A 25968-nucleotide genomic window follows, 5' to 3' on the forward strand; every position below is an offset into this window, starting at 1 on the left:
GCTAACCAGGAAATAGTTGGGCTTAGCTGAGAGGTGCAGTCTGCAGCGATGGCTCTACTGCGCTGGCCAGTTTCCGCAGCATGGCGGCAGTAGTGTCAAAGTCAACGCAGGCATCGGTGATGCTCTGGCCGTAGGTGAGCTGCCGCAAATTGTCGGGAATAGATTGACTGCCTGCCTTCAGGTGACTTTCAATCATCACTCCGAGAATGTGGCGTGAGCCGTCGCGCACCTGAGCGGCAATGTCATCCAGCACATTGGTTTGGCGATTGTGGTCTTTGTTGGCGTTGGCGTGGCTGCAATCGACCATCATGCGATGGTTGAGCTTGAGCTTGGCCATTTCTTCGGCGGCTTTGACCACATGGTCGGCGCTAAAGTTGGGGCCATCTTTGCCGCCTCGCAGCACCAGATGCCCGTCAGGATTGCCAGTCGTGGTGACAATGCTGGCCAAACCGCTCTGATTAATGCCCAAAAAGTGGTGGGGACGGCTGGCGGCAACCATGGCATTCATCGCGGCTTGCAGGCTGCCGTCGGTGCTGTTCTTAAAGCCAATGGGCATCGAAAGGCCCGAGGCCATCTCGCGGTGGGTCTGGCTCTCCGTGGTGCGAGCGCCGATCGCCGTCCAAGCAATCAGGTCGGCAATATACTGCGGCGTCACCGGGTCGAGCAGCTCGGTGGCGGCGGGCAACCCCAGGTGAGCTAGGTCGAGCAGCAACTTGCGGGCCAGGCGCAGGCCGGTGTTGATGTCGTAGCTGCCGTCAAGGTGGGGATCGTTGATTAGACCCTTCCAGCCGACGTTGGTGCGGGGCTTCTCAAAGTAGACCCGCATGATGATTTCGAGCTGACCCGACAGCTCGTGGCGCAGGTTGACCAGCTTTTGGCCATACTCATAGGCGGCGTCAATGTCGTGCACTGAGCAGGGGCCGACGATGACGAGCAGGCGACGGTCTTCGTTGTAGAGAATGTGGCGAATGCGATCGCGCGCCTCAGCCACTAGCGTTGCCGCCTCTGCCGACATCGGAAACTCGTGGTGCAGCAGCGCTGGGCTGACTAGAGGGCGAGTCTCAACAACGTGAAGATCCTGGGTTTGGTGCATTGAATTTTTGGCCTAATAAATATCGGCTCCACCCCGGAGCCGCCAATAAAATGGTAGCTTACCTTACCTCCAGAGGAGTTATGACCCGCACATGAGTTCTTAACCGACCGTGATTTCAGCCGGTGCTTCAGCGGGAGAGCCTAGGGGCGGCAGCATCTCGATTTCGGCACTGTTATAGAGCACCATCGTAGTGGAGGCGTTTTCTTCAAAGCCAATGCGCTTGTAGAACCCCTGCTGGTGGGTTGTCATCAGGTACACTCGCTCGACCCGGCTCATGTGGGGGTGAGCCACCAAGGTTTCCACTAGCCTGCGGCCCAGCCCGCCGCCCTGGTAGTCGGGCGAGATCACCACATCCCAGATGGTGGCCCGAAACACCCCATCGGAGGTAGCGCGGGCAAAGCCAATTAGCGCAGCGCCATCCCAGGCGGTAACAACGGGGTAGCTATGGGCGATCGCCGTTTCCATATCCTCCCGCGTGCGATCTTTGGCCCAAAACGCCGCTGTCTGAAACAGCTTCACTAACTGGTCTAAATCAGCGGTAGAAAACTGCTCAGCGTACTTAAACTGAATAGCGCTGCAATCCATCGACAACCTGCTCACATCCCAACTAGGGCTAAGGTTCAGTGGGTTAGCTTAATCGCAAAAAATATGCCGGTTCTATCGCTTAGCTAGCGAAGAACCCCTCTGCCAGGGTAGACAACTCACAGCAGAATCAAGATCTACCGGCTTATATATTTGCGGGAGCAAAGTCGAGGGTGCGCCCAGCGCTATGCTCTTCAGACAGAATAAACAGAATTTTTGAATAACGGTATACCAAAACTCGAATTCTGTTGACATTGCCAAGAAGCTCTGACAACGGTATGCAGAAGGGGTTTCGGGAACGGTTCAAGGTTTAGGGTTCAAGGTATAGGGGTACTCCTTAAACCCTGAACCTTAGACCCTAGACCTTACACCCCGTAACCTAAATCCCTCAATCACGCCGTTGTGCTTTGCTGACGCAGCTTCCACACGATGCTAGAGACCAGATTCGTCACCGTATGGGCCACGATCGGCACGAGCAGGTTACCTGTCAGCACCGCTCCGATCGCCAGCACCAGACCAATGGCCGTGGCCCACACTACGTAGGTCCACTGCTGCAAACTGCTCAGGTGCAGCACCCCAAAGCTGGCCGCTGATACGACGATGCCCAGGGTGTTCATGCCGATAGCAGGTAGCATCACTCCTCGAAACAGTAGTTCTTCGCTTAGCCCTGGCAGTAACCCCAGCCAGATTAGGTCGGGCCACTGCAAGGGCTGAAGCACCAGAGTCAGGTAGGTATCCGCGCTTTGGCGGTAGGCGGGCCACAGGCGATAGACCACGCCGCTGGCCAGGGTGATTGCTAACCCCAATCCCACTCCCAGCAGACCATCTGTCCAAGACAGCTGCACCGGCATTAGTTCTGCTGGGTCAAAGTATAGCCAGGCTTTAGAAATCAGCAGCAGCACCACCGCTGTTACGCCCATCGCCACCAGCACCTGCACTCGGGTTAGGGGCTCAAGCTGGGGATCGGGCTGCGGGTCTGAGTTTGGGGGCGGCTGGGTCACAGAGATCTCAATGCTGAGGGCATTGTTATCTTAACGAAGCGATCGCAGAAACTCGTTTTAATTGATCGGCCACAGGACAGGTAGCTCGCCCAAAAGGACGCAGGAAGCAAGACGGAGCAAAGAATGGAATGTGCTCCATAGCTTACGGGTTTCATTCTGCTGTATACGGGCGATCGCGGAATGGCTTTCTTTCACTGTTGCGGATGCGAGGCGCTTCACAGCTATGAGTTAGGGTCTGTAAGATCTTCACTATCCTGGGCGGACGGCGTTTTGATGAAGGGCCAGGTGAAGTAAAAGGTCGCCCCTTCGCCCACCGACGAGGTGAGCCACACACGGCCATTTTCGGCTTCGACGATTTTTTTGACCACCGCCAGGCCGACGCCAGTGCTTTCAAAGTCGTCGCGGGCCTTAAGAGTTTGAAAGATGGTAAAAATTTTGTCGTGATATTGAGGGGCGATGCCGGGGCCGTCGTCAGCGATGGCAAACTCGAGCCATTGGCCCTGGTCTTGCCAGGTGATGCGCACGGTGCCGCGATTGCCCTCTGGACAGACTTCGCCAGCGCAGTGATGGTGCTTGATGGCGTTGTTGATCAAGTTGGCAAACACTTGCCCTAGAGCTGTTTTGTGGCTGTAGAGGGTGGGCAGATCGGTTGGCACCTCCACCCGAAACTGCTCCGGCGGGTCGAGGGAATCGATCACGTTGTCTAGCAGAAGGTTGAGGTCTACGGCTACCATGCTGCGCTGACGACGGCCCACCCGCGAGTATTCCAGCAGACCGTTAATCAGGGCCTCCATCCGCTGGACGCGACTGCGCAGCAGGTCGAGCTGACGACGGTTTTCGGCCGGGATTTGCCCCTCTAAGTCTTCGCCGATCCAGTCGGCCAGGTTAGAGATCGCCCGCAGCGGTGCCTTCAAGTCGTGGGAAGCCACGTAGGCAAACTGATCCAGCTCAGCGTTGCGCTGTTCTAGCATAGCGGTGGTGTGGGCCAGCACTAGATTAGTGTTGGCCATCTCGTCAGCCCGACGCAGCAGCTCTTCTTGGGCCGCTTTGCGGTCTTCAATGTCTTCGATAATGGCAATGAACGCTAGAGGGCGGTCGGCCTCGTCGCTTTCGACCGATGCGGTAACCAGCGTCCAGAGGGGAGTACCATCCTTGCGCAGGTAGCGTTTCTCAAACTGGCAGGGGGTGTGCTCGGTGAGCAGCTGGTGGTAATAATACTCATCTTGCTGGCGATCGCCCTCATAGGTGATCGATTGAAAGGAGCGATTGATCAACTCCTCGGGCCGATAGCCCAAGATATCGCAGAACTTTTGGTTCACCTGAATCCAGTGTCCTTGCCAATCAAGGCGAGCCATGCCCACTGCCGCCTGCTCAAAGACAGCCCGAAACCGTCGTTCACTGGCTCGCAAATTGAGCTCGGCCTGCTTAGCGACCGTAATATCTTGCACGACGCCTACCAGGCGCTGGGCGCGCCCATCTTTAACCGACACCACGCGACCATAGACGCTGACCCAGTGCCAGGTATCATCGGGCCAGTGCATGCGGTACTGCCCTACAAACTCGGTCTGGGTGGCGATCGCATCATCCACCAACGCCTGGATTCTCGGCAAATCTTCCGGGTGCACCCGTTCAGCCCAAACCTCAGCGGTGTGGGAAACCGTGCCGGGCTCAAAGCCCATAATGCGCTCAGTCTGCGGCGACCAGACTTGAGTGTTGGTGTCGAGCTGCCAGTCCCAGGAGCCCATCTGGGCGGCGCTTAGGGCCAGATTGAGGCGCTCCGCCGTCTCCTGCAAGTTGGTAGTGGTGCTCTGTAGGGTGACGCGGGCCTGGCGCTCCTGCTCTAGCAGTGTTTCGATCTGCTGCTTCGCCTCTTCGAGCTGGGCGGTGCGACGCTGCACCCGGTCTTCTAGGGTCTGGTTAAGCTGGCGCACCTCCTGCTCGGCGGTGCGCAGGCTGGCTTCGGCCTGCTTGCGATCGCCAATCTCATCCTGTAGCGCTTGGTTTAGATCCATTAACTGCGTGGCATTGGGCAGGGCCAGCGCCAGCGGCAGCCGAGGCACCAGCTCTAACGCCGTGGCCAGCGATACCAGCGCCGTCAGAGCCTTCACCGTCCCTGACACCCAGTAGGTGGGAAACCACAGCGTCCACACCGAGAGCAGGTGGGTGGCACCGCAGGCCGCAATAAAGGTTGCAAACAGCCAAAACAAAGGTCTAAAGGGAACGTCGGGCCGCCGCTGCACAAAGTAGATTAGGGCTGCCGCAATCGTCCAGTACGACAGCGCAATCAGCGCGTCTGATAACAGGTGCAGCCACACCAGGCCAGGCTGCCACAGATAGCAGTGCCCATGGGGAATATATGGCCCCAATCGCAAAGACTGCCAGTACTCAACCATGGCTTATCCCTATCGTGAGAAGTATTGATTTCGCAGGCGATTTTGACGCATGGCCCACTGGCCGAGCAAAGTCTGTCTGGGGATATAGCCTTTGCCCAATCTAGGTCTGTCCAAGGGTATGTGCTGATACCCTATAGTTAGTCCATAATCATGGCACTCTGGGCGAAGACGAGCCGCCCACAACCGTTTCTAATGCCTCGTTTAGGAGGCCATCTAATGACAGACATTCGCATTGTACTCATTGAAGACCACGACCTTACTCGACTAGGCCTCAAGGCAGCCCTACAGAGGGTGCCCGATATGACGGTTGTGGGCGAAGCCGCCAACGGTGCTCGCGGGTTGAGCCTGCTCGAGACCGAGCGACCCGACATCGCCATTGTCGATATTGGCTTGCCCGACATTGACGGCATTGAGCTAGTAGAGCGTCTGCGTCAGAGTCAGAGCGGCCTTGAGGGCACCCCGACCCGGGTGCTGATGCTCACCATGCACGACAGCGAAGCCGCAGTTATGGCTGCTTTTGCCGCCGGTGCTGACTCCTACTGCATGAAGCAGACCGAGCTTGACGACCTGATTGTGGCGGTGCGTGAGACCAACGAAGGCAACTCCTGGATTGATCCTGCCGTGGCCAGTGTGGTGCTGCGCCAGGTGCGTAAAACCCCCGCGGGGGCGATGGCCATTGGCAACCGCACTGTCTCTATCGAGGCGATCGAGCCTGAGTTTGAGCAAATTTTAGAATCCTACCCGCTGACCGAGCGTGAGCTAGAAATTCTAGAACTGATTGTGGGTGGGTGTAGCAATGCTGAGATTGCTGAGCGCTCCTACATCACCGTTGGCACGGTTAAAACCCACGTGCGCAGCATTCTCAATAAGCTAGGGGTAGACGATCGCACCAAGGCGGCTGTCCGCGCCCTGCGATCGGGGCTTGTGACCTAGGGACGCTCTCGGGCATGGCCGGTGCCTTTGGCAAACAGAGACCTGCTTCAATAGTTTCACAGTTGGCTATACCCTTGAATTAGGGCCTATAGCCAACTGTCAACCTAAAGCACTCTATGGACACTACCCCTTCTGCTCTGCTCCCCACAGCCGGTCAGATTCAGCGGAACTTAACTCAGCAATTCCAGCGGCTTTACCGCGAACAGCTCAACCATGCTATTGGCAAAATCACCTGCCAGCTATTCGATGAAAAGTTGCTGCTGGTGATCGAAGATTCGGTGACCAAGCCCGAACAGCTGCTGGTTGAAACCGGAGATACAGCTCTCGCCGAACAGGTGCGGGCCGATCTAGTGACGGCTCTGCGCCCGCAGATCATTGAAATCACTGAGCAGGCTCTCGATCGCAAAGTGGTCGATATTATGACCGATGCAACCCTAGAGACAGGGCGCACTGGCATCGTGATCATTTTGTCTGACCCACCAGAGGTTCGCCCTGCCGCCAAGGCGTCTTAGCCTTGCTCAGCCAACGGGCTGTCCCACACCGATAAAGCGACCGACGAGCTGTTCGACAGACTGTACCAAAAAGGGCTTACTGATGTAGTCGTCGAACCCAGCCGCTAAAATCTTGCGTTGGTTGTCGCTACCTGCCAAGGCCGTCACGGCCACCACCGGAATATTTTTGGTACTGCCGTCAGCTCGCAGCTGCCGCAACAGGCTGTAGCCATCGACCTCAGGCAAGTGAATATCGGACAGGATTAAGCTTGGGTGATGTTGCTGAGCCGCCACTAGAGCGGCGAAGCCATCGGCGACAAAGCAGACTTGGCAAGCTAGCTGCTCCAGGATATAAGCCATTAGCGTCAGGCTATCGTCGTCGTCGTCAACAACTAGCACCAGGGGTACTTGAGACTGTACAGGGCTTGACTTGGGAGCTGTTGTTTGTACAACCACAGGACTATCTCCTTGTTGGGGCCTAAAGGTGCAGACTAGTCGACACTAGAAGCTGCTAGAGAGGCATTCCGTTCGTGGTCAACATGAGCACGTAAAGGGATTGGCTTTATGAGTAGCTTGAGGTCTGCTCAAAACCTAGCCTACAGGGGTTGAAGGCAAGGTGTAGCAGAGCTGGAAAAATCGAAAAACTTTTGTTTTTCTTAATCTTTGAGCTATCTTAACACAGCCGTTTTATGGATACAGCTTTCAACAACAATTAATTTTTTGGCAACAGAGGTTAACAGTTGCACAGGCCGTTGAGTTGACATCGCCTTGCTCTGCCTATCTACAAGCAGTGCTACCCGGCTTCAATTCGGTAGGTTTGTTAGACTGTGAAGGTTCCAATGGGACGATCCCTCACCCCACCAAGGATTCACTGGCATGACGGTTGCACCCTTCCCAACCCCGCTGCTCAAGACCAATGACCTGCTCCAGCGGGACTATGCTGCCCCTCGCGATCGCTTCGACAGCGCCTGGGAGGCCACCCTATCGACCCTGCTCGGGCTAGGCCGCGCCGCCGGGGCCGACTTTGTTGAATTTTTTCTAGAGCGCAACAACTACATTAGCTGTCAGGCCGAAGACGACGCCATCACCAGCCTGTCGCCCCGCCTGGTGACAGGGGCCGGGGTGCGCGTGTTTCGCGGCCAGGCCGACTGCTACGTCAGCACCAACGACCTCACCTTTAATGGCCTCAAGGCTGCCCTCGACAAAGCCCTTGCCATTATGGGGCTCACCCTGCCCGGCCCCCACACCAATCTGGCCGAAATTAATCTGGAGCTGCTGCGCGACTACGCCACCGCCAAAGGCAAAGACGGCTGGCTGAGTCAGTGCAGCTCAATGCAGGAAATGGGCGACGTGCTGCTGGCCGCCAACGGTGCTCTGGGTCAGAAGGCCAGCCACGTGCAGTCGCGCCGCGCCGTCTACTTCCGCGACTGGCAGGAGGTGCTGGTGGCCGCCAGCGACGGCACCTTTGCCCGCGACATTCGCCTCACCCAATCGGTGGGCTACAACCTGCTGTGCGCCGACGGCGAGCACCGCTCCTCCATTGGCCAGCGGGCGGGCGACACCAGCGACCCGGCCTTTTTGCGCCAGTGGGATTATGCCACCGCTGCCGCTGATGTAGCTGAGTCAGCGGGCAAGATGCTCTACGCCGACTACGTCGAGTCGGGCAGCTATCCAGTTATCATGGCCAACAAGTTTGGCGGCGTGATCTTCCACGAAGCCTGTGGCCACCTGCTAGAGACCACCCAAATTGAGCGGGGTACTACCCCCTTCATCGACAAGAAAGGCCAGAAGATTGCCCACGAAAACCTCACTGCCTGGGATGAGGGAATTTCTCCCGATGCCTTTGGCACTATCGACATGGACGACGAGGGCATGCCCGCCCAGCGCACCCTGCTGATCGAGAACGGCGTGCTGAAGAACTTTTTGAGCGATCGTGCGGGCTCTATGCGCACTGGCCACCCCCGCACCGGCAGCGGTCGTCGTCAGGGCTTTACCTACGCTGCCGCCAGCCGCATGCGCAACACCTACATTGCCCCCGGCGACTATTCGGTAGAGGAGCTGTTTGCTTCGGTGGAAAAAGGTATCTACTGCAAGCAGATGGGCGGCGGCAGCGTCGGCCCCACCGGCCAGTTCAACTTTGCAGTGTCGGAAGCCTACCTGATCGAAAACGGTCAAATCACCAAACCCCTCAAGGGCGCGACCCTGATCGGCGAAGCCACCGAGATTATGGACAAGATCTCCATGTGCTCCAACGATCTAGATCTTGCGGCGGGCTTCTGCGGCTCGATCAGCGGCAGCATCTACGTCACCGTGGGGCAGCCGCACTTGAAAGTTGACTCGATTACCGTCGGCGGACGTTAGGAGAGTGGATGAGTGAAGGGGGTGGATGGGTGGATGGGTTGGGCAAGTTGCCAAAGCCATTACCACTCCTCCTAGTTAAACAGTTTCCTCCTTCACCCACCCGCCCTTTACCCTCCCACCCTTCACCCATCCACCCATCCACTCTTTTCCCCTATGCCCACCATCCAAGACATCGCCGCCTACGCCGAGTCGAGCGCGAAGAAGCTCGGCATCGTTAAATATGATGTGTACGGGTCTTCCGTAGACGAAACCAGCGTGCAGGTCGACAAGGGCGACCCCAAGCAGGTTAAGGCTTCGAACCGCTCCAGCGTGATTGTGCGGGTGTGGAACCCGGACGGCAAGGTGGGGGTGACCTCCACCAGTGACGTCGACCCGCTGGGCATGGATTTGGCGCTGCAAACGGCCCAGGAGGCGAGCGCTTTTGGGGTCGATGACCACATTCCCGACTTTAGCCCTGAAGCCGTGGCTCCTACTGCCGATGTGCAGGTGGAAACAGTACCGCCTGCCCCCGTGGGAGACCTGATTTCGACCCTGGTAGAGGCAGAGAAGCAGTTGTTGGCGGCGCATCCGGCGATCGCCAGCGTGCCCTATAACGGTCTGGCTCAGCGGGCGATCGATCGCTTCTATCTCAACAGCGCCGGGGCACTGCGCCAGGAGGCACGCTCCTATGCTTCGCTGTATCTCTATAGCAAAACCGAGCAGGAGGGGCGCAAACCCCGTTCGGCTGGGGCGATGCGGGTCAACCGAGGTCTGCCTCTGCTAGATATTGAGGGCTGCCTGAAGGAAGCTACGGAAAAAACCATCAGCCACCTTGACTATGACAAAGTGGCCTCGGGTAAGTACCGGGTAGTGTTTTCCGGGGAGGCATTTTTGAGTCTGCTGGGGGCGTTCTCGAACATGTACAACGCTCAAAGCGTGCTGGATAACCGCAGCCTGTCTACGGCGGATTCGCTAGGGACGGTGGTGGCCTCGCCGCTGCTGTCGGTGTACGACGACGCCCTGCACCCCGAGAATGTCAGTGCTGAAACCTTTGACGGTGAAGGCACCCCCACTCGCCGGGTGCCAATTATTGAGCAGGGCGTGCTGACTCAGTTTTTGCACAGTGCAGGTACGGCTAAGCGTATGGGGACCAGCCCCACGGGCCACGCCAGCATTGGGGCGAAGGTCTCCGTCGGCCCCAGTTATTACCAGGTGCTGCCGGGGGCCGAAGCCTCGACCGAGTTCAGCCTGGAGCATGCCAAGAACGTAATTTTTATCGATGACTTGCAGGCGCTCCATGCCGGGGTAAATGCGCTTCAGGGGTCATTCTCGCTGCCCTTTGACGGCTGGCTGGTGAATGACGGCGATCGCACCAGCATTGAGTCGGCCACCGTAGCGGGTGACTTCCGCGAGCTACTCAAGGCGATCGTCCATATCGAGCCCGAAGCCGAAATTACCCCCGGCGGTCTGTGCCCCCGGATCTGGGTCGATGCTCTATCCATTACTGGAGAGGGGTAAATCAGGGTTGAAGGGGTAAGGTATCGGGTTCAAGGGATGACCTTAAACCTTGAACCCGATACCTTGCACCTGTTGACCGTTTCCTTTATCAGGCCACCCAGTTCTGCACGCCCGCCTGCACCAGGCCAATGCCCACCTGCACCAGAGTAAAGCCCGTGCCCGCCAGCAAGGCCGCTTTGACCAGGCCAATGTTGAGCCCGGCGCGGACAGCGGCGATCGCCCCCAGCAGCGTCCACCCCGCCAGAGCCAGCGTGATCGGTCGCCCCAGCAGCGGAATTACTGTCAGCAGGTTCAGCACCTGGGGGGTGTAGGCAAACCCTACCGGGATCAGCAATTCCCGGTAGGGGGGCGTGGGCGGTGCCATGTAGGTGTTGACCTTCCAGAGCGCGTAGGTCCAAAAGTAGTACCCAATTAGCACAGTCAGGGTGTTGATCAACACCCCGGCCACTAGCTGCAGCAGGGAAGGGTGGTAAAGCAGTAAAATGAGGCCGCTGCCCAGCCCGTGGGAGAGGGCGGCGAGCCCGACAATACCCTGGGCAACCCGTTCTGCCCTTGGGTAGCGGTGGCTGTGCTCATAAAAATCTTGGTTTAGCGTTAGGGCATCGGCTAGCACCCGCCGTAACCCCTTGCTTGACTGCCGCTGACCCATACAATGTGTCCGTTATCGCCTGGCCCAGTCTACCCCTGGGGCTGCTGCCAATGAAATCTCTGCTGAAAACTCTGATCGCGCGATCGTTGGGCGACACCAGCAAACTGTTGACCGCCCTGGGAATATTCTTTTTGGCTTGGGGAACGGTCTCGCCGATTAGTACCCTGTCGTGGTGGCTGCGGGATGGCAACGGCCTGGCTGAGCAGCGCCCTAATCTGCCTGCCGGGACAACGACGACCGAGGTGGGGCCACAGTGCTATCTAGTATTTTTAGCTGGGGTAGGTAATGTCGCTGACGTTGACCTTGACCCAGGGGAAGAGGCCTTTTTGAACCAAATGGCGGCAGCGGTACCGGGCTGTGTTGTGGTGCGTGGGGTGTTTCCCTATTCGGCGGTGAGCGACAATGTCGGTAGTCAGCCCTTCTTTCGCTGGCTGTGGCGGCTCAGCGATCGCCCCGGCCAGGAAGACAGCTTAGCTCGCCTGATAATCAAGATTCGCAACCTGTGGCGGCTGGCCCTCTCCGCCGATAACCGCTACGGGCAGGCCTATAACCGGGGGGCGGCCGCCACCATTCTAGAGCGCATGGCAAAAACAGAGGCCATTTCCCTGGAGGCTGAGCAACCCATTCAGCTGGTGCTAGCGGGCACTAGTGGTGGAGCTCAGGTCGCCCTAGGAGCGGCCCCCTACCTAAAAGAATGGCTGTCGGTTGAGATCACGGTGCTCTCCTTTGGCGGTGTTTTTGACGGTGAGGAGGGCTTTGATACGGTTGAGCAGGTCTATCACTTCCATGGTCAGGGCGATCGGATTGATAACCTAGGGCTAATTTTGTTTCCCTCGCGCTGGGGCTGGACCGTGGGGTCGCCCTATAACCGAGCGCTGCGGGACGGCAAGTATGAGGCGATCGCCAGCGGCCCCCATGCCCACGACGGCGATCGCGGTTACTTCGGCCAAGACCCTGTGGAGGGTAGCGTTACCCAAGGCACTACCTATCTCGATCTCACCCTGGAGCAGGTGCAGGCTCTACCCCTCTGGCCCGACTCGACGACCGACGGTGCTCCATGAATTCTGCTTCGTCCTCCCCCCGCCCTGGCCATACGCTGCCAGTATTTGCTTGTGCCGGAGCAGTGGCCGCCCTACGGCAACTGGTGGATAGCCACGATCGCCCCCAGACCATCACCCTCGATCTGCTCAATCCGCCCCAACTCGCCGACATTCCCATTGCTCAGCTGGCCCCTCTACCCGATGGCTCGGTGCTGGCCGTTACCCACAGCGATCCCGGCGATAATTTAGATCTCACCCGCTACACCCCGCTTTGGTCTGTGGTGGCTTGGGGGGATGACGCTCAGACTGACCCCATCCAGCTGGAGGGGGGCGAGGGCATCGGCCGGCAGCTCGATCGGGACGGGGCACCAGCCATCTATCGCTATGCCCAAGCGTTAATTACCCACCACCTGACTCCTCTGCTGCCACTTGGAAAGACCCTCCGCGTCACGATTATCTTGCCCGAGGGTCGCGCCCTGGCAGAGCGCACCTCTAACGCTGCTTTTGGTGTAGTCGAAGGGCTTTCGCTGCTGGGCACCAGCGGTATTTCTCAACCCCTGAGCGCACCGGGGCAGCTTGAGCAGTCGAGAGAAATCTTGCGAGACAAAGCTGCGCAGCACTCTTACCTGGTCTTTTGCCTGGGCGAAAACGGGCTGGATCTGGCGGTGAAATTGGGGATTAACCCCGACTGCCGGGTGAAAACCGCCAACTGGTTGGGGCCAATGCTGGTGGAGGCGGGGCAGCTAGGGGTGGCCGGAGTGCTGCTGCTGGGGTACCACGGCAAGCTGATCAAGCTGGCTGGGGGGATCTTTCACACCCACCACCATGTCGCCGACGGTCGCCAGGAGATTCTTGCCGCCTGTTGCGCTGGGCAGGATGTGCCGCTGCCCATTATTCAAGCCGTTCTCAACGCCAAAACAGTAGAGGCCGGACTGGGGATATTGAGAGGGCAGGATGGTGAGCTGGCTCAGCGCGTCTATCAGCACGTGGTGGAGCGCATTGACGAGCGGGCTGCCGCCTACGTTCATGCCCATACGGGTAGCTCTCTAACGGTGGGGTCGATGGTGTTTGACCGCCAGCGGCAAATCGTGGCTAGAAGCGATCGCGGTCAGACTCTGTTCGATCAAGTTTTGATAGACTGAAAGGAATATTTTTTTACAAAAATCCTATAGCCGTCTTTTACTTATCTATTCCTCCTGCCGTGCTAGGGCAAGGCGCGGCTGCCACTTCTAGACGTTTTTAGCCAAAAAGCATTCAGGGTTGTTCATTTTAGTAGTCTAAGAGCCAAGCCAGCTTTGGCTTGGAAATCTGTCTCACCCAGCAGCATTTGTAGAATGCCTATCCTATGGCATCCTTAGGTACCCTCAACTTTTTAGGCCAGTAGCTATACCCCGATCGCACCGCACTCGAATTCACTATCACCTGCAGGATTAACCCATCGTGACCCTTCAAACCGAACCCACTGCCAACCTTGGGGAAGCCTCGCTCCCAGACCTCAACCGCCAAATGCTGGTGATTCTAGACTTTGGCTCTCAATACTCTGAGCTAATTGCTCGCCGCATTCGCGAAACCGAGGTGTACTCAGAGGTGCTCTCCTACCGCACCACTGCCGAGCAACTTAAGCAGCTCAACCCCAAGGGAATTATTTTCTCCGGCGGACCTAGCTCGGTCTACGACAACGGTGCCCCCCACTGCGACCCCGCCATCTGGGAACTGGGCATTCCAGTGTTGGGGGTGTGCTACGGCATGCAGCTCATGGTGCAGCAGCTTGGCGGCCAGGTCGAGCGCGCCGATCGGGGCGAGTACGGCAAGGCCGATCTCTTCATCGACGACCCCACCGACCTGCTGACCAACGTCGAAGACGCCACCACCATGTGGATGAGCCACGGCGACTCGGTGACCCGCCTTCCCGACGGCTTTGAAGTGCTGGCCCACACCCACAACACCCCCTGCGCCGCCGTGGCCGACCATGCCCGCAAGCTCTACGGGGTGCAGTTTCACCCCGAGGTGGTGCACTCGAAAGGGGGGATCGCCCTGATTCGAAACTTTGTGTACCACATTTGCGAGTGTCAGCCCACCTGGACCACTGAAGCTTTTGTGGAAGACGCTATTCGCGAGGTGCGGGCGCGGGTGGGCGACAAGCGAGTACTGCTGGCCCTCTCAGGTGGAGTAGACTCGTCCACCCTGGCCTTTTTGCTGCACCAGGCGATCGGCGACCAGCTCACCTGCATGTTTATCGACCAGGGCTTTATGCGCAAAGATGAGCCCGAGCGCCTGGTGAAGCTGTTTGCCGAACAGTTTCATATTCCAGTGATTCACGTTAAAGCGCGCGATCGCTTCCTCGCTCAGGTCGAAGGTGTCACTGACCCCGAAGTCAAACGCAAGCGCATCGGCCACGAGTTCATCCGCGTGTTTGAAGAAGAGTCGAAGCGCCTTGGCCCCTTCGACTACCTCGCCCAGGGCACGCTATACCCAGACGTGATTGAGTCCGCCGATACCAATGTGGACCCCAAGACCGGGGAGCGAGTGGCGGTGAAGATCAAGAGCCACCACAACGTCGGCGGTCTGCCCAAAGACCTCCAATTCAAGCTGGTGGAACCCCTGCGCAAGCTGTTCAAAGACGAAGTCCGCAAGGTGGGCCGCTCCATCGGTCTGCCCGAAGAGATCGTGCGTCGTCAGCCCTTCCCCGGTCCTGGCTTGGCGATTCGCATCATTGGCGAAATCACCAAAGAGCGGCTGGAGATTCTCCGCAACGCCGACTTTGTGGTGCGCGATGAGATCGCCAAGCAGGGCATGTACCACGACTTCTGGCAGGCTTTTGCGGTGCTGCTGCCGGTGCGCAGCGTGGGTGTGATGGGTGACCAGCGCACCTACGCCTACCCGATTGTGCTGCGCCTCGTTAGCAGCGAAGACGGCATGACCGCCGACTGGTCGCGGGTGCCCTACGACCTGCTAGAGACAATCTCGAACCGCATTGTCAACGAGGTGGAAGGGGTTAACCGGGTCGTTTACGACATCACCTCGAAGCCGCCTGGCACCATTGAGTGGGAGTAGCTCGAAATTTACATTCGATGTGAGCCGGGCAGTGTATGGACTCGGCTCACACCGAATGTTGCTCACAGGAGAGCAGCCATTTTTCGGCTGCTTTGGGCGATCGCAGCTGCACGGTAGCTAGATGGGCATACTCCGGTTGCCGAAACAGGGCCGGATACTGCTTACGCTTTTTCCAGTAGGTGCGCAACAGCCAAACCAGAATCGAATCGCGGCTGAAAAATGATTGTCGAAACGTCTCTCGATTGCCGTTCCAAAGCTCTTCTTGGTGAAGCGATCGCCGCCAAGTGCGCCGCAAAAGCCGCCTCAGCACCAGCCCAAACGGGTAATCCAGAAATACGACCGTGTCGGCTCTACTCCAAACAATGTCGCGCACGGCGCTGTAGTTGCCGTCTACGACCCAGCGATCGCCGCTCAACGCCAACCTCACGCGATCGCGAAAGACTTGAGGCTCCGTAGGGGTCCAATTTGGCTCCCACTGTAGGGCATCTAGCTCAACATGGGAGAGCAGACAGCGCTGAGCGACCTGCCGCGCTAGAGTTGTCTTACCTGATCCGGTAGTTCCAACGATGGCTATTCGTCTCATACCACTATCCATCGTGATGTAGTGCTCATACCTTTAACCTGCCATGGCGCAAATCACCATTGAAATCCCTGATGATCTAGCCCATCGGCTTGAGCAGTTTCAATCTCAACTGCCAGAGGTGCTAGAGCTTGGCTTACAAGAGTTTCAGTCTCAACAGCGTCTCTCTAATTTTCTTGACGAGCAAGACATTATTGCCCTCCTAGCTAGTCAGCCGACTCCAGACCAAATTTTAGCCTTACGCCCTTCCCCAGAGTTTCAAGAGCGGGTCAGCGAGCTGTTGGCCGAGAGCAAAGCTGGGACACTTTCTGCTAAGGGTGAAGTCGAATTAGAGCGCTATTTGACCCTAGAGCACCTGGTGCGCCTTGCTAAGACCCACGCCCTGGCACAGCTACAGTAGCCATGGGGACTTACATATCCGCCGCCCTGAGAAAACAGGTAACTGACCGGGCGGGCGATCGCTGTGAATACTGCCGCTTTCCCCAAAGCGTCACCCTACTTGCCTTCGAGATGGAGCACATCATCGCTGAAAAGCACGGTGGCACAACTTCTTTAGACAACCTTGCCCTAGCCTGCCCCTACTGCAACCGGGCTAAAGGCACCGATCTGGGCTCTATCGATCCAGAGACAAATCAACTCACTCCTTTTTTCAACCCCAGAACTCAGAACTGGCGAGAGCACTTTAAGTTGGATGGAGCCACGATTGTTCCGCAAACAGCAGCAGGCAGAGTCACGGTTTTTATCCTCCAATTGAATCACCCCGATCGCCTACAAGAGCGTAAAGGGTTGATTGCGGCTGGTCATTATCCTTAAACCACTACTCCCCTTAAACGACAGTCAGTTTAGCGATCTTGAGAACGTTAGCTCAGCTTGCAGGTGAGCTTGCCGTCAGATTCCCCACCGATTTCGCCGTAGTCTACCAGGCCGACGGGGAAGGGGTTGACTTTCCAGATTTCGCTGCAATATTCGGCGATGGAGCGATCGCTCGAAAAGCTTCCCATCCGCACCGAGTTGAGAATCGCCATGCGTGTCCAGCTGTCGGCATCGCTGTAGGCGCGACCCACTATCTCTTGGCAGTCAATGTAGGCCTGATAGTCAGCCAGCAGCATGAACGGATCGTGGTACAGCAGTTTGTCGAGCAGGGGCTTAAATAGATCACCATCGCCGTGGGAGAAGTGGCCAGAGGCAATCAGGTCGATCGCATCCTTGAGCATGGGATGACGCTGGTAATAGCTGTAGGGATCGTAGCCGTCGGCTTTGAGAGTCACTACTTCGGGGGCGGTGAGGCCAAAGAGAAAGAAGTTCTCAGTGCCGACGGCATCGCGAATTTCTACGTTGGCGCCGTCTAGGGTGCCGATGGTCAGCGCTCCGTTCATGGCAAATTTCATGTTGCCGGTGCCCGAGGCCTCAAAGCCTGCGGTGGAAATTTGCTCGGAGAGGTCGGACGCCGGATAGATGCGCTGGCTGTTGGTGACGTTGTAGTTGGGCAGAAAGATCACCTTGAGCTGATTGCGCAGGTCGGGGTCTCGGTTGACCATGTCGCCTACGGCAGTGACCAGCTTAATCATCAGCTTGGCCATGTGGTAGCCGGGGGCCGCTTTACCGCTAAAGATAAAGGTGCGTGGCGTGATATCTAAACTGGGATTTTGCTTTAGCTGGCTGTAGAGGGTGACAATGTGCAGCACGTTGAGGTGCTGGCGCTTGTACTCGTGAATGCGCTTCACCTGCACGTCAAACAGTGAGGCAGGGTCGACTAAGATGCCGTGCTAACGGTGGATGCGGCCAGCCAGCTCGCGCTTGACGGCCTGCTTGATCGCCCGCCACTCGGCTCGAAAACCGGCGTCGTCGGCCAAGGGTTCGATCGCCTTGAGTTCATCGAGGTGCTTGATCCAGCGATCGCCAATCCGGCTTGTGATCAAGGTACTCAGCCGCGGGTTGCTGAGCACCATCCAACGGCGGGGGGTAACGCCGTTGGTTTTATTGCAAAACCTTTCGGGGAAGAGTTCGTAGAAGTCGCGCAGCACGGTCTCTTTGAGTAGCTCGCTGTGCAGGGCGGCGACGCCGTTGATGGTGTGGCTGCTGACGCAGGCCAGATTGGCCATGCGCACGTAGCGATCGCCGCTTTCGTCAATTAGCGACATGCGAGCCAGGCGGGCCGCATCCTTGGGAAACTTCATCCGCACCAGGTCGAGGAAGCGGTTGTTGATTTCGTAAATGATCTGCAAATGGCGGGGCAATAGCTGACCAAACAGGCTGACGGGCCATTTCTCCAAGGCCTCGGGCAACAGGGTGTGGTTGGTGTAGGCCAAGGTCTTTTGGGTAATTTCCCAAGCCAGGCTCCAGTCGAGGCCGTGCTCGTCGAGCAGCAGGCGCATCAGTTCGGGAGCGGCGATCGCCGGGTGAGTGTCATTTAGCTGAATGGCAAACTTTTCGTGGAACTGCTCCACGGCCATGCCCTGCCCTTTCAAAATGCGAAACATGTCTTGCAGGGAGCAGGAGACAAAGAAAAACTGTTGCTCTAGGCGTAGCTGCTTGCCGGCGGTTTTTTCGTCGTTGGGGTAGAGCACCTTGGAGATGTTTTCTGAGGCGACTTTTTGCTCGACGGCGCCGTAGTAGTTGCCCTGGTTAAACACCGCAAAGTCAAAGGATTCGATCGCCTCGGCCTTCCACAGGCGCAGGGTGTTGGCGGTGTTGACCTGGTAGCCCAAGATCGGTGTGTCGTAGGGCACGCCCAGCACCTCGCGATCGGGCACCCAGCGCACTCGGTAGCGGTCCTGGTCGTCGGTGTAGGTTTCGGTGTAGCCGCCCAATTTGACCTCCACCGACCACTCGGGCCGCACGACCTCCCAGGGGTTGCCGTAGCGCAGCCACTTGTCGGTGCGCTCTACCTGCCAGCCATCGCGCAGGTCTTGCTCAAAAATGCCGAACTCGTAGCGAATGCCGTAGCCCACGGAGGGCACCTCTAGCGACGCTAGAGAATCGAGGTAGCAGGCCGCCAGTCGCCCCAGGCCGCCATTTCCCAGACCCGGCTCCTCTTCCTGGGCCAGCAGCTCGTTGAAGTCGAGGCCCAGCTCTTCCATCGCCTGCCTGGCCGGCTCATAGAGCCCCATGTTGAGCAGGTTGTTGCCCAGGTGTGGCCCCATCAAAAACTCCGCCGACAGGTAGCAGACCGTGCGGGCGCGGTGCTGGGTATAGCTCTCGGCGGTGCCATTCCAGCGGTGCAGCATGCGATCGCGCACCAGATAGGCCAGGGCCATGTAGTAGTCGTGCTGGGTGGCCAGCGACACCGGCTTGCCCTGCACATAAAACAGATTGTTGAGAAACGCCCGCTTAATGCTCTCAATGTCGGTGGCGGTGCGCTCTTTGGCTAAGGCGGTGGATACAGCAACATCTACAGGGGAGGGAGTATCCATGGGTGATCGATCCTGGGTCAGGGTGCAGTGAGTGACTCTATTGATCAAATGAAACTAGGCGATCGCACGGTGTGGTCTAGAGCACGATTTAAGATTAGTTTAAAGATGGCGAGATAGCGAACCTAGCAAGCGTCAGCCTATTTAGCAAGCTTGCCCATCACATACTGGTCGAACCACCGGAACTGCTCCCAGAGCACGTGCTCTACACTCTCCCTGGCTCGATAGCCGTGATCCTCAAAGGGCAGCAGCACTAGCCGGGTCGTGCCCCCCGCACCGCGCACCGCTTCGTAGAAGACCTGGGACTGAAACGGGGGGGTGCCAGGGTTGGAGTCGTCGTCACCGTGAATGATGAGAACCGGATCGTTGATCTGGTCAGCGAAGAAGGTCGGCGAGAGCTGAACATAAACATCCCTCGCTTCAAAGAGAGAACGCCGCTCGGCCTGGAAGCCAAAAGGCTGATTTGTTTTGTTGTAGGAGCCGCTGCGAGCGATGCCGGCTCGAAATAGATCGGTGTGTGCCAATAGGTTGGCCACCATCAGCCCGCCGTGGCTGTGGCCAATGATGCCGATGCGCTCAGGATCGGCCACGCCGATCTCGACGGCCTTGGCTACGGCCGCTTCTGCGTCGGCCACCAGCTGAGGGATGAAGGTGTCGTAGGCGGTCTCCGGATCGCCGAGGATCGGCATGGCGGTCTGGTCGAGCACCGCGTATCCCTGGAGCAAGAAATAGAGGTGGGAGGGGCCGTACAGGCGCATGAAGCGCTGGGCTGAGCCGCTCACCTGTCCAGCCGTAGCTGCACCCGAGTATTCCAGGGGATAGGCATAGAGCACCGTGGGCAGCGGTGTGCCCTCCTGATAGCCAGGGGGCAGATATAGGTGAAAGCTGAGCGGAACGCCGTCGTTGCGCTCGTAGCGCACAATCCGTTTCTCGATCGCGCGCAATTGAGGGGTAGGGTCTTCGAACTGTGTGATCGGCTGGCGCGTTAGGGCGCGGGTGGCTTCGCCCTCAGCCGCCTCGATCGGCTGACCAAAGGTGGCCAAATAGTAGTTGGGTACCTCTACCGCCGACTCGGAGCGCAACACGACGCGGTTGTCGTCACCGGCAAAGGCCACTACATACTCATAGCGATGGGGTGCGCAGCGGAACAGCCGCTCAGTCTCCCCAGTGATTAGATGGCGCAGGTCGAGGAACGGGCGATCGCCCTGGTCGGTCGCGCCACTGCCGCTGAAGTAAACCGCTTCTCCCTGCTGGCGCAGCACCTGGCGACCGTTGGGCAAGGTGTGAAATAGGGGGTGGCCCGGACTGCCGTAGCGATCGCCCTCGTCTAGATCAAACCACAAGCGCGAGGTGCCGTTATCCACATCCAGTAGCCAGACGTAGCGCCAGCGGCGGATGCGCTCGCGCTGGGTGAGCATCAGCGTGCTGCCTTCCGCCGTCCAACCACTTCGTTGGGGCTGAATGCGGTGCTCGGCCTGAAAAACCAGCTGCGGTGCCGTGAAGGAAGCCTCTAGACGCATGAGGCGATCGCGATGGGGCACCTTGGCCACAGGATCGCCACCGTCCAGCGCCTCAACCCAAAAGAGCGTATGCGGCGCAGTAGAACGCCAGGCCACCGAGCGGGGGCCGATGGGCACACCGTGGGCTGGGACTGCGTCGGCTACGGGCAAAGATGCGATCGTTGCAACAAACTGGCCCTGGTCATTCCATACCTCAGTCTCGTTGGCGAAGCGCCACCAGGCCACCTCGTGAGACCAGGGGCCAACCAAACGCTTGACAAGCAGATACTCCCCGGAGGGTGAGAACTTAGCCTTGGTGTAAAGCGCAGGGGCACCGATGACATTGACCTGGCCAGTGGCCGGGTCAACGATCGCCAGCTCAGAGGTAGCGTAATACTCGAAGAGGGCATCGTCGTGGGCTGTCTCTAGCAGGTTGCGGGCCTCGTAGGTCGATCGCGACGATGCCCCCGCTCCTTCCATGATCTCTGGCCCCGCTGGAGTGGCGGGCGGCTCAGGCGCTGGCCCCCGCAGCGGGATGCGGCGAACCAGCAGTCGATTTTGATCGGGGAGCCAGCTCACGGCGTTGCCCAGCAGCGGGTTGAGCGCTAGCCCCTCTATCTCGACCACGTCGCTCGCCACCGAGCCGACCCATAGCCCAATGCGATCGCGATGCCTGACGGTGAGCGCGAATCGCTGTCCATCCGCCGTCCATTTCACACTGAGAATCTCGGCATCCTCGGGTAGGTCGAGTTGGGCTGTGGCTCCGTTCTCGACTTGAACGAGGCGAGGGTAGGTTCCTCCATGGCGGCCATGGTGGTCGTTGAGCAGGGGGTTGAGCCGGATGCCGGCTAGCTTGTGCATCGGTGCAGCCAGTTCGGCGAGGGGAGGGTAGAGCACCGGATCAGCAAGGAGCAGATGCGCTCCCCCTGGTGCCGTCCACACGTAGGGGAGTTGCGGAGCGTGGAGCACCTCTAGCACGTCTTTGGGGGGAGCCTGCCACCCGGTTGCCGACTGCAGGCGATCGTCGGCTGCCCCTAGGCTTGTTGCTGTCATAAATGCTGCCACTGGTAATTCAGGACTGTAACCCAACCGAGTTGGGATAAGCCAAGCATTGTACACGCCGTGCCTCTGTCTTGACCCTCTCCCTAAATCCCTCACTCTGCCCTCTCCCTAAATCCCTCTCCCTCAGGGAGAGGGACTTTGAGCGTTTCTGGCTCCCCTCTTCCCAAGGGAGAAGGGCTGGGGGTGAGGGAGGCTGATGATGGCTCATCCACAAAAAAAGCCCGTGGGGAAAACCACGGGCTGGACATCAGGGGGAAACACGTTGTAGGAACGCTAACGAACTAGGCGCTGCGGCGGCGGGGGCGCTTGCGCTCTGACTTTTTCTTGTAGCCGATGGCTTGGGCGGCGTTGCTGTCAGGGCCAAACTGAGCCCGCACGGCTTCTTTCATGCCCAGAATGGAGTTGTGAAACTCCCATTCGGCCTGGCGGGCGGCATCGGCGGCGGCTTTGACCATCGCTTGCAGCTTGGTTTCTTTTTGCTGCCTGGCCAACATGGTGTTGAAGCTGGTTTTGAGGGCGTCGGGCGACGCATCGGTGCGAACGGGGGTGTAGCCTTCGACGGTGCCGAGGCCGTTGAGGGAGTCGATGTCGTTGCTAATGGTTTTGCCGGGCAGACGACGGGTGATGTTGATAATGGGCATGGTGATACACCTTGGGTGATGGCTTATATACGGGCGCGATCAAATAGCCTGCCTGAAGAAAGTTCAGGACTGGTGACGGAGGTTTTGGGGGAGCGACGAAAGGCTTCAGGGCAGGCGGTGAGAGACGACGGTTGGGGCGCAGCGTCTAGTTGTCTCGTCTATTGCCAAGATTGCCCGGTGCAAGAAGCAGATCACAGCCTCAATTTGAAAGATTGTGACCAGACACTAGAGGTTTCAATGAAGCTTGAATGAATGCTGCATCCCGTCGTAGCAGGTATAGGAACAGCAACTTTGAAGCAGAGCTTGAATGGTCGATTTACACCAATGACAGCAGCATTGTGAATAGAACAGGTAAGAGTGTGGCGGCTGACTATTCGAAGTTGCTCTATGACAGAAGCATTGTGTATTGACAACTTAAAGAATTGCGCGATCGCAGCAGCATTGTCGCGCCGCAACTTAAGATGTTGCCGCCTGACAATTGAATGTTGTGCGATCGCATTAACGCATTGCGGTCTCACACTAAAGAATGCAGCGGTGACACTAAAGCATTGCCGTGCTGCATTAAAGATGTTGGCGATAGACAATGGCACTGTCGGTGGCTCACTTAACAATGAGGCGTTGCACAACGACAACGTGAGCGGCAACAGCAAAGAATTGAGCGCTGATACGAAGCGATTGACCTCCTGCATCCTTAAGGTCTGCGGCTACAGAAGCCCGGTTTCTGGGAGCTTCAATGTTTAGCTTCAAGCTGAAAGCAGATCAGAAACCCGATTTCTCAGGAGGTAGCAATTGTGACTTGATTCTGGGATCTAAATAGGGTAAATTACTGCGCTAAGGCTGTGTGCGTGCAGTCTGAGCTTCCCAAAAATTTGGTCTAACGCCACTGGAAGGTGTTGGCGCACCAACCAGCGGCTAACCCCGTCGACAGGAGTCGCTGTCTCGGAGGCTAAGGTGATTTTACCTGGCCGTCCTGAACTGCACATGTCTGGGGCGGCCAAGTTTTTGGGTTTCTTCCCCGTTGTCTCATCGGAAAGGAACCCGATTATGTTGTGTTTGCCATATTTGGTGTCGTCTGCCCAGAACCGGCAGGCGACCAATCCCCTGCTGCTGGCGAATCCGGCTGCCCAGGCGGGGCGTGAGCGATTGCGCCATTTGGTGATTGGCTCGCCGGAAGGGGTGCAGGGGGCCATCAACCACCTGCATCTGCTGAACTACGCCGAGCGCTTGGAGTGGAGCCGCCTATTCACCATCCCCGAGTCAGGGATTTTGATCACGCCGGAGCAGGGCGAGGTGTTTAGCTTGCTACTGCGCGATCGGCAGTTGAGTTAGCGGCAAATGAGATCCCTGGGTTCTGCAAGAACCCAGGGATCTTCCCTATGGGCATTAGGTATCCTAAAGGCAGGCTTTCTTGGAGATGATGCCTAATGACACTGCAAGAATTAATACAAGAGGCTCAACTCTTGAGTTGGCAAGAGCAGTTTCATCTTGCGACTCGTTTATTGCAATGGGCTGAGGCCAAAATGCCAGCCCAGCCTGAAGCTTCGTCTCCAAGACAACGCCAACCAGATCTGCATCCAGGCGCATTCGTTGTGGCGGATGATTTCGATGATCCTTTGCCCGACAGCTTTTGGCTGGGTGAAGGATAAAGCTTTTGCTCGACACCCACTCGTTTAGTGGAATTAAGCGAGACAAAACCCCTGTGCCACAATGAGAGCAGGCATCACCCCTACATAACCCTATGACTGCTGCCACAGACCTGCGATCGCTAAGCGTGCAAGACTATCACCGCATGGTAGCAGCAGGGATTTTGGCGGCAGATGAACGGGTGGAATTGATTGAAGGACAACTCTATACGATGGCAGCTAAGGGAACAGCCCACAGCGCGGCGGTCACACGCATTGATCGGGTGCTGTCACGGCTGTTGGTGGGGCGGGCGCTGCTGAGATTTCAAGACCCGGTGCAGCTCAACGACTTTTCTGAGCCGGAACCGGATGTGGCGGTTGTTCACATTGACCCGCTGGACTACGAAGACCACCACCCCACGCCGGGGGAAATCTTTTTGCTGATTGAGGTAGCCGACAGTACACTGCGGCGCGATCGCGATTTAAAGGTGCCGTTGTATGGGCGATCGGGGATTGCAGAGTACTGGATTTTAGATGTGCAGGAGCGCTGTCTGTATGTGTTTCGGCAGCCAGAGGCAGAGGGATATGGTGTGGAGCAAAAGCTCAATGAGGGTGATGCGATCGCACCTCTAACATTTCCCGATTGCGAGATTACAGTGCGGGAGTTTTTGCGATCGTCCATAGTCGAATAGGTAATAGATTCTGTGGCTTACGTTGTACCGCTTCTAAATGTCTCTAAATGGATTGATGATGGTGAGTACGTTGCCTATTTCTTGTCCATCTTGAAGATCTTCGCTGTAGAGGCGATCGCACCCCACTTCAAGGGCACTGGCAACGATCAGACTGTCAAAGTAGCTATATTGATAGCGTTGGGCAATCTCTAAAGCCTTGTGAATAGTATTCAACGAGACGATAGCTATCTGTGATTGCTGGCTCAGCTCGTCAACAACAGCACCAATCTGACGATAGTTTAGAGAGAACTTGCGCTTCAAAGTGTTGACAGTTTCGTTCAAAACTTGAGTACTAATCCAGGATTCGTTAGTTTGGGAACATTCGCGAGCACGTTGCTGTTTGTCTGGCTCATCTTGAGAATAGCCGTAGATAATGATATTGGTATCGAGAAATACTTTATCGCTCATTAGCCTCGTCTCGATTGAATGTGAAGCCTTTAGTGTTTAAGGATACGGCTTGAAACCCAATAAAATTAGAAGCTGTTAGACCCTTCGCTTTAGATTGAGCTCGTTGACGCACAAACTCCACAAATTCTAGAACCATGCCAGCCTCTTCTTCGGGTAGTGTTTTAACGAGTTCATAAATGCTTTCTGCTGTACTCATTAGTCTCTCCTACTTGAATAAATATTTTAGTCTTGAGTCGCTTTGAGCGATCGCAAGTATTTGTTTCCTGAATTTCTCTAAATTCTTTTTCTCATCACTTTGAATTAATCCGCCGTTATATAAATTTATTAAGGTCTTCTCAATCAACAATATCTCCTCAAACTGTTTATCTGTATAGGCTAATCTCAATCGACCTAAAGCACCTGTTGATGCATAAAAGCCCGCAGTTATTTCAATCGACGACCTCGATACTGAAATCGCTTTCAACAAATTAGTCAAGCTCTCATAGGTTTCTGCATGTAAGTCATAGAGTTTTTCCCTTGCCTACCGCTGATTATCGCGCTTATTCTGAAGGATTGGGCTGAAGGTAGAGATTAAAACAACAGCAGATACATTGATGAATGCCGCAATCACTATTGGGTTTGAAATCATCTCTTGAAGTTGCATCTTAATCGATCAATCACTATGCGCACAGATAATTAAATGGCACTCTTAGTGGGATATAGCTGTGGTCATCTAGGTTAGGACGCGGCTTGCTTGAGCACGACTTCAATAGCGGCACGTAAGCCGTCAGCATGGGGGAGGTGTTTGCGAATCCGGCTCTTTAACCAACCCCAGCACTTTTCAATCCGGTTGAGGTCGGGGGAATAGGGTGGAAGGTAAACGACCTGACAGTCTGCGGCCTCAATCAACTGAACAATCCGACCGCCGTGATGAAAGGTGGC

At 57.0% G+C, this 25968-nt stretch carries 25 protein-coding genes and 1 pseudogene; 13 read left to right on the forward strand and 13 right to left on the reverse strand.

Annotation, left to right across the window (positions count from 1 at the left end):
- Window positions 1–22 precede the first annotated feature (22 nt).
- The 4 genes from H6F75_RS15150 to H6F75_RS15165 all read right to left on the reverse strand — a co-directional run bounded on the left by H6F75_RS15150 (window position 23) and on the right by H6F75_RS15165 (window position 5069).
- On the reverse strand, window positions 23–1093 hold the full coding sequence (locus tag H6F75_RS15150; protein ID WP_190703510.1) for a 3-deoxy-7-phosphoheptulonate synthase: 1071 nt from the start codon (window positions 1091–1093) through the stop codon (window positions 23–25).
- A 99-nt stretch (window positions 1094–1192) separates the two neighbouring features.
- Entirely contained in the window at window positions 1193–1678 is a 486-nt protein-coding gene (locus tag H6F75_RS15155; RefSeq protein WP_190753303.1) for a GNAT family N-acetyltransferase, read from the reverse strand.
- A 389-nt stretch (window positions 1679–2067) separates the two neighbouring features.
- Window positions 2068–2676, reverse strand: a complete 609-nt coding sequence (locus tag H6F75_RS15160) for a CPBP family glutamic-type intramembrane protease (RefSeq protein WP_190753304.1) — start codon at window positions 2674–2676, stop codon at window positions 2068–2070.
- 221 nt (window positions 2677–2897) lie between these two features.
- Window positions 2898–5069, reverse strand: a complete 2172-nt coding sequence (locus tag H6F75_RS15165; RefSeq protein WP_190753305.1) for a PAS domain-containing sensor histidine kinase — start codon at window positions 5067–5069, stop codon at window positions 2898–2900.
- A 216-nt stretch (window positions 5070–5285) separates the two neighbouring features.
- Here H6F75_RS15165 and H6F75_RS15170 point away from each other — a divergent pair, with 216 nt between their 5' ends.
- Window positions 5286–6002, forward strand: coding sequence for a response regulator transcription factor (locus H6F75_RS15170; RefSeq protein WP_190753306.1), 717 nt, complete (start codon window positions 5286–5288; stop codon window positions 6000–6002).
- Between the two features lie 116 nt (window positions 6003–6118).
- Window positions 6119–6514, forward strand: coding sequence for a DUF2294 domain-containing protein (locus H6F75_RS15175; RefSeq protein WP_190753307.1), 396 nt, complete (start codon window positions 6119–6121; stop codon window positions 6512–6514).
- Window positions 6515–6520: 6 nt separating this feature from the next.
- Here H6F75_RS15175 and H6F75_RS15180 read toward each other — a convergent pair whose 3' ends face one another.
- Entirely contained in the window at window positions 6521–6949 is a 429-nt protein-coding gene (locus H6F75_RS15180; protein WP_347710657.1) for a response regulator, read from the reverse strand.
- A 420-nt stretch (window positions 6950–7369) separates the two neighbouring features.
- On the opposite strand from H6F75_RS15180, the gene H6F75_RS15185 reads away from it, so the two are divergent.
- Together H6F75_RS15185 and H6F75_RS15190 are read left to right on the forward strand one after the other, a co-directional pair.
- Window positions 7370–8854, forward strand: a complete 1485-nt coding sequence (locus H6F75_RS15185; RefSeq protein WP_190753308.1) for a TldD/PmbA family protein — start codon at window positions 7370–7372, stop codon at window positions 8852–8854.
- 153 nt (window positions 8855–9007) lie between these two features.
- Complete coding sequence (locus tag H6F75_RS15190) at window positions 9008–10351, forward strand: TldD/PmbA family protein (protein ID WP_190753309.1); 1344 nt, start codon at window positions 9008–9010, stop codon at window positions 10349–10351.
- An 88-nt stretch (window positions 10352–10439) separates the two neighbouring features.
- On the opposite strand, the gene H6F75_RS15195 is transcribed toward H6F75_RS15190, so the two are convergent.
- The gene (locus H6F75_RS15195) at window positions 10440–11000 is read right to left on the reverse strand and encodes a hypothetical protein (RefSeq protein WP_190753310.1); all 561 of its coding nucleotides are present in this window, start codon (window positions 10998–11000) and stop codon (window positions 10440–10442) included.
- Between the two features lie 50 nt (window positions 11001–11050).
- Here H6F75_RS15195 and H6F75_RS15200 point away from each other — a divergent pair, with 50 nt between their 5' ends.
- The 3 genes from H6F75_RS15200 to guaA all read left to right on the forward strand — a co-directional run bounded on the left by H6F75_RS15200 (window position 11051) and on the right by guaA (window position 15094).
- Window positions 11051–12061 carry a hypothetical protein gene (locus H6F75_RS15200; protein WP_190753311.1) on the forward strand — a complete coding sequence of 337 codons (1011 nt, stop codon included), beginning with the start codon at window positions 11051–11053 and terminating at the stop codon, window positions 12059–12061.
- A complete protein-coding gene (gene cbiD, locus H6F75_RS15205) occupies window positions 12058–13182 on the forward strand; it encodes a cobalt-precorrin-5B (C(1))-methyltransferase CbiD (protein WP_190753312.1) in 1125 nt (374 codons plus the stop codon). Before H6F75_RS15200 ends, cbiD begins: the two co-directional genes overlap by 4 nt.
- A gap of 364 nt (window positions 13183–13546) precedes the next feature.
- Window positions 13547–15094: a glutamine-hydrolyzing GMP synthase gene (guaA, locus tag H6F75_RS15210; RefSeq protein WP_190753330.1), complete on the forward strand. Its 1548-nt coding sequence runs from the start codon at window positions 13547–13549 to the stop codon at window positions 15092–15094.
- A gap of 46 nt (window positions 15095–15140) precedes the next feature.
- Here the strand turns inward: guaA and H6F75_RS15215 are convergent, their stop codons facing one another.
- Window positions 15141–15677, reverse strand: a complete 537-nt coding sequence (locus tag H6F75_RS15215) for an adenylate kinase (protein WP_190753313.1) — start codon at window positions 15675–15677, stop codon at window positions 15141–15143.
- Window positions 15678–15720: 43 nt separating this feature from the next.
- Between H6F75_RS15215 and H6F75_RS15220 the strand changes: the two genes are divergently transcribed.
- Both H6F75_RS15220 and H6F75_RS15225 read left to right on the forward strand, forming a co-directional pair.
- A complete protein-coding gene (locus H6F75_RS15220; protein WP_190753314.1) occupies window positions 15721–16074 on the forward strand; it encodes a hypothetical protein in 354 nt (117 codons plus the stop codon).
- 2 nt (window positions 16075–16076) lie between these two features.
- Window positions 16077–16487: an HNH endonuclease signature motif containing protein gene (locus H6F75_RS15225; RefSeq protein ID WP_190753315.1), complete on the forward strand. Its 411-nt coding sequence runs from the start codon at window positions 16077–16079 to the stop codon at window positions 16485–16487.
- 47 nt (window positions 16488–16534) lie between these two features.
- On the opposite strand, the pseudogene H6F75_RS15230 reads toward H6F75_RS15225, so the two are convergent.
- The 3 genes and pseudogenes from H6F75_RS15230 to H6F75_RS15240 all read right to left on the reverse strand — a co-directional run bounded on the left by H6F75_RS15230 (window position 16535) and on the right by H6F75_RS15240 (window position 22286).
- Window positions 16535–19087 (reverse strand): annotated as a pseudogene (locus H6F75_RS15230) (glycogen/starch/alpha-glucan phosphorylase).
- Window positions 19088–19224: 137 nt separating this feature from the next.
- On the reverse strand, window positions 19225–21636 hold the full coding sequence (locus H6F75_RS15235) for a prolyl oligopeptidase family serine peptidase (protein ID WP_190753316.1): 2412 nt from the start codon (window positions 21634–21636) through the stop codon (window positions 19225–19227).
- 290 nt (window positions 21637–21926) lie between these two features.
- Window positions 21927–22286 carry a hypothetical protein gene (locus H6F75_RS15240; RefSeq protein WP_190753317.1) on the reverse strand — a complete coding sequence of 120 codons (360 nt, stop codon included), beginning with the start codon at window positions 22284–22286 and terminating at the stop codon, window positions 21927–21929.
- A gap of 387 nt (window positions 22287–22673) precedes the next feature.
- Here H6F75_RS15240 and H6F75_RS15245 point away from each other — a divergent pair, with 387 nt between their 5' ends.
- The 4 genes from H6F75_RS15245 (at window position 22674) to H6F75_RS15260 (ending at window position 24600) form a co-directional block, all read left to right on the forward strand.
- Window positions 22674–23027, forward strand: coding sequence for a hypothetical protein (locus H6F75_RS15245; RefSeq protein WP_190753318.1), 354 nt, complete (start codon window positions 22674–22676; stop codon window positions 23025–23027).
- A 303-nt stretch (window positions 23028–23330) separates the two neighbouring features.
- A complete protein-coding gene (locus tag H6F75_RS15250; RefSeq protein ID WP_190753319.1) occupies window positions 23331–23615 on the forward strand; it encodes a hypothetical protein in 285 nt (94 codons plus the stop codon).
- A gap of 95 nt (window positions 23616–23710) precedes the next feature.
- Window positions 23711–23932: a hypothetical protein gene (locus H6F75_RS15255; RefSeq protein WP_190753320.1), complete on the forward strand. Its 222-nt coding sequence runs from the start codon at window positions 23711–23713 to the stop codon at window positions 23930–23932.
- A gap of 92 nt (window positions 23933–24024) precedes the next feature.
- Entirely contained in the window at window positions 24025–24600 is a 576-nt protein-coding gene (locus H6F75_RS15260) for a Uma2 family endonuclease (protein ID WP_190753321.1), read from the forward strand.
- Window positions 24601–24633: 33 nt separating this feature from the next.
- On the opposite strand, the gene H6F75_RS15265 is transcribed toward H6F75_RS15260, so the two are convergent.
- From H6F75_RS15265 to H6F75_RS15275, 3 genes are all read right to left on the reverse strand, one after another.
- Window positions 24634–25047 carry a PIN domain-containing protein gene (locus H6F75_RS15265; protein ID WP_190753322.1) on the reverse strand — a complete coding sequence of 138 codons (414 nt, stop codon included), beginning with the start codon at window positions 25045–25047 and terminating at the stop codon, window positions 24634–24636.
- Window positions 25037–25243, reverse strand: a complete 207-nt coding sequence (locus H6F75_RS15270; protein WP_190753323.1) for a DUF2281 domain-containing protein — start codon at window positions 25241–25243, stop codon at window positions 25037–25039. The genes H6F75_RS15265 and H6F75_RS15270 overlap by 11 nt, the downstream gene beginning before the upstream one ends.
- A 521-nt stretch (window positions 25244–25764) precedes the next feature.
- Window positions 25765–25968, reverse strand: a 204-nt coding sequence (locus tag H6F75_RS15275; protein ID WP_190752254.1) for a transposase, incomplete at its 5' end; no start/stop codon positions are given.

Origin of the sequence: Nodosilinea sp. FACHB-131, assembly GCF_014695395.1 — a bacterium.
Classification (GTDB): Bacteria; Cyanobacteriota; Cyanobacteriia; order Phormidesmidales; family Phormidesmidaceae; genus Nodosilinea.

Excerpts from the sequence above, each read along its gene's own strand:
- H6F75_RS15155 (WP_190753303.1), bottom strand. The coding sequence starts at position 1,678 with ATGGATTGCAGCGCTATTCAGTTTAAGTACGCTGAGCAGTTTTCTACC.
- H6F75_RS15150 (WP_190703510.1), bottom strand. The coding sequence starts at position 1,093 with ATGCACCAAACCCAGGATCTTCACGTTGTTGAGACTCGCCCTCTAGTC.
- H6F75_RS15240 (WP_190753317.1), bottom strand. The coding sequence starts at position 22,286 with ATGCCCATTATCAACATCACCCGTCGTCTGCCCGGCAAAACCATTAGC.
- H6F75_RS15270 (WP_190753323.1), bottom strand. The coding sequence starts at position 25,243 with ATGAGTACAGCAGAAAGCATTTATGAACTCGTTAAAACACTACCCGAA.
- H6F75_RS15245 (WP_190753318.1), top strand. The coding sequence starts at position 22,674 with ATGACAGAAGCATTGTGTATTGACAACTTAAAGAATTGCGCGATCGCA.
- cbiD (WP_190753312.1), top strand. The coding sequence starts at position 12,058 with ATGAATTCTGCTTCGTCCTCCCCCCGCCCTGGCCATACGCTGCCAGTA.
- guaA (WP_190753330.1), top strand. The coding sequence starts at position 13,547 with ATGCTGGTGATTCTAGACTTTGGCTCTCAATACTCTGAGCTAATTGCT.
- H6F75_RS15265 (WP_190753322.1), bottom strand. The coding sequence starts at position 25,047 with ATGAGCGATAAAGTATTTCTCGATACCAATATCATTATCTACGGCTAT.
- H6F75_RS15190 (WP_190753309.1), top strand. The coding sequence starts at position 9,008 with ATGCCCACCATCCAAGACATCGCCGCCTACGCCGAGTCGAGCGCGAAG.
- H6F75_RS15250 (WP_190753319.1), top strand. The coding sequence starts at position 23,331 with ATGTTGTGTTTGCCATATTTGGTGTCGTCTGCCCAGAACCGGCAGGCG.
- H6F75_RS15220 (WP_190753314.1), top strand. The coding sequence starts at position 15,721 with ATGGCGCAAATCACCATTGAAATCCCTGATGATCTAGCCCATCGGCTT.
- H6F75_RS15235 (WP_190753316.1), bottom strand. The coding sequence starts at position 21,636 with ATGACAGCAACAAGCCTAGGGGCAGCCGACGATCGCCTGCAGTCGGCA.
- H6F75_RS15195 (WP_190753310.1), bottom strand. The coding sequence starts at position 11,000 with ATGGGTCAGCGGCAGTCAAGCAAGGGGTTACGGCGGGTGCTAGCCGAT.
- H6F75_RS15225 (WP_190753315.1), top strand. The coding sequence starts at position 16,077 with ATGGGGACTTACATATCCGCCGCCCTGAGAAAACAGGTAACTGACCGG.
- H6F75_RS15215 (WP_190753313.1), bottom strand. The coding sequence starts at position 15,677 with ATGAGACGAATAGCCATCGTTGGAACTACCGGATCAGGTAAGACAACT.
- H6F75_RS15200 (WP_190753311.1), top strand. The coding sequence starts at position 11,051 with ATGAAATCTCTGCTGAAAACTCTGATCGCGCGATCGTTGGGCGACACC.
- H6F75_RS15255 (WP_190753320.1), top strand. The coding sequence starts at position 23,711 with ATGACACTGCAAGAATTAATACAAGAGGCTCAACTCTTGAGTTGGCAA.
- H6F75_RS15185 (WP_190753308.1), top strand. The coding sequence starts at position 7,370 with ATGACGGTTGCACCCTTCCCAACCCCGCTGCTCAAGACCAATGACCTG.
- H6F75_RS15165 (WP_190753305.1), bottom strand. The coding sequence starts at position 5,069 with ATGGTTGAGTACTGGCAGTCTTTGCGATTGGGGCCATATATTCCCCAT.
- H6F75_RS15170 (WP_190753306.1), top strand. The coding sequence starts at position 5,286 with ATGACAGACATTCGCATTGTACTCATTGAAGACCACGACCTTACTCGA.
- H6F75_RS15260 (WP_190753321.1), top strand. The coding sequence starts at position 24,025 with ATGACTGCTGCCACAGACCTGCGATCGCTAAGCGTGCAAGACTATCAC.
- H6F75_RS15175 (WP_190753307.1), top strand. The coding sequence starts at position 6,119 with ATGGACACTACCCCTTCTGCTCTGCTCCCCACAGCCGGTCAGATTCAG.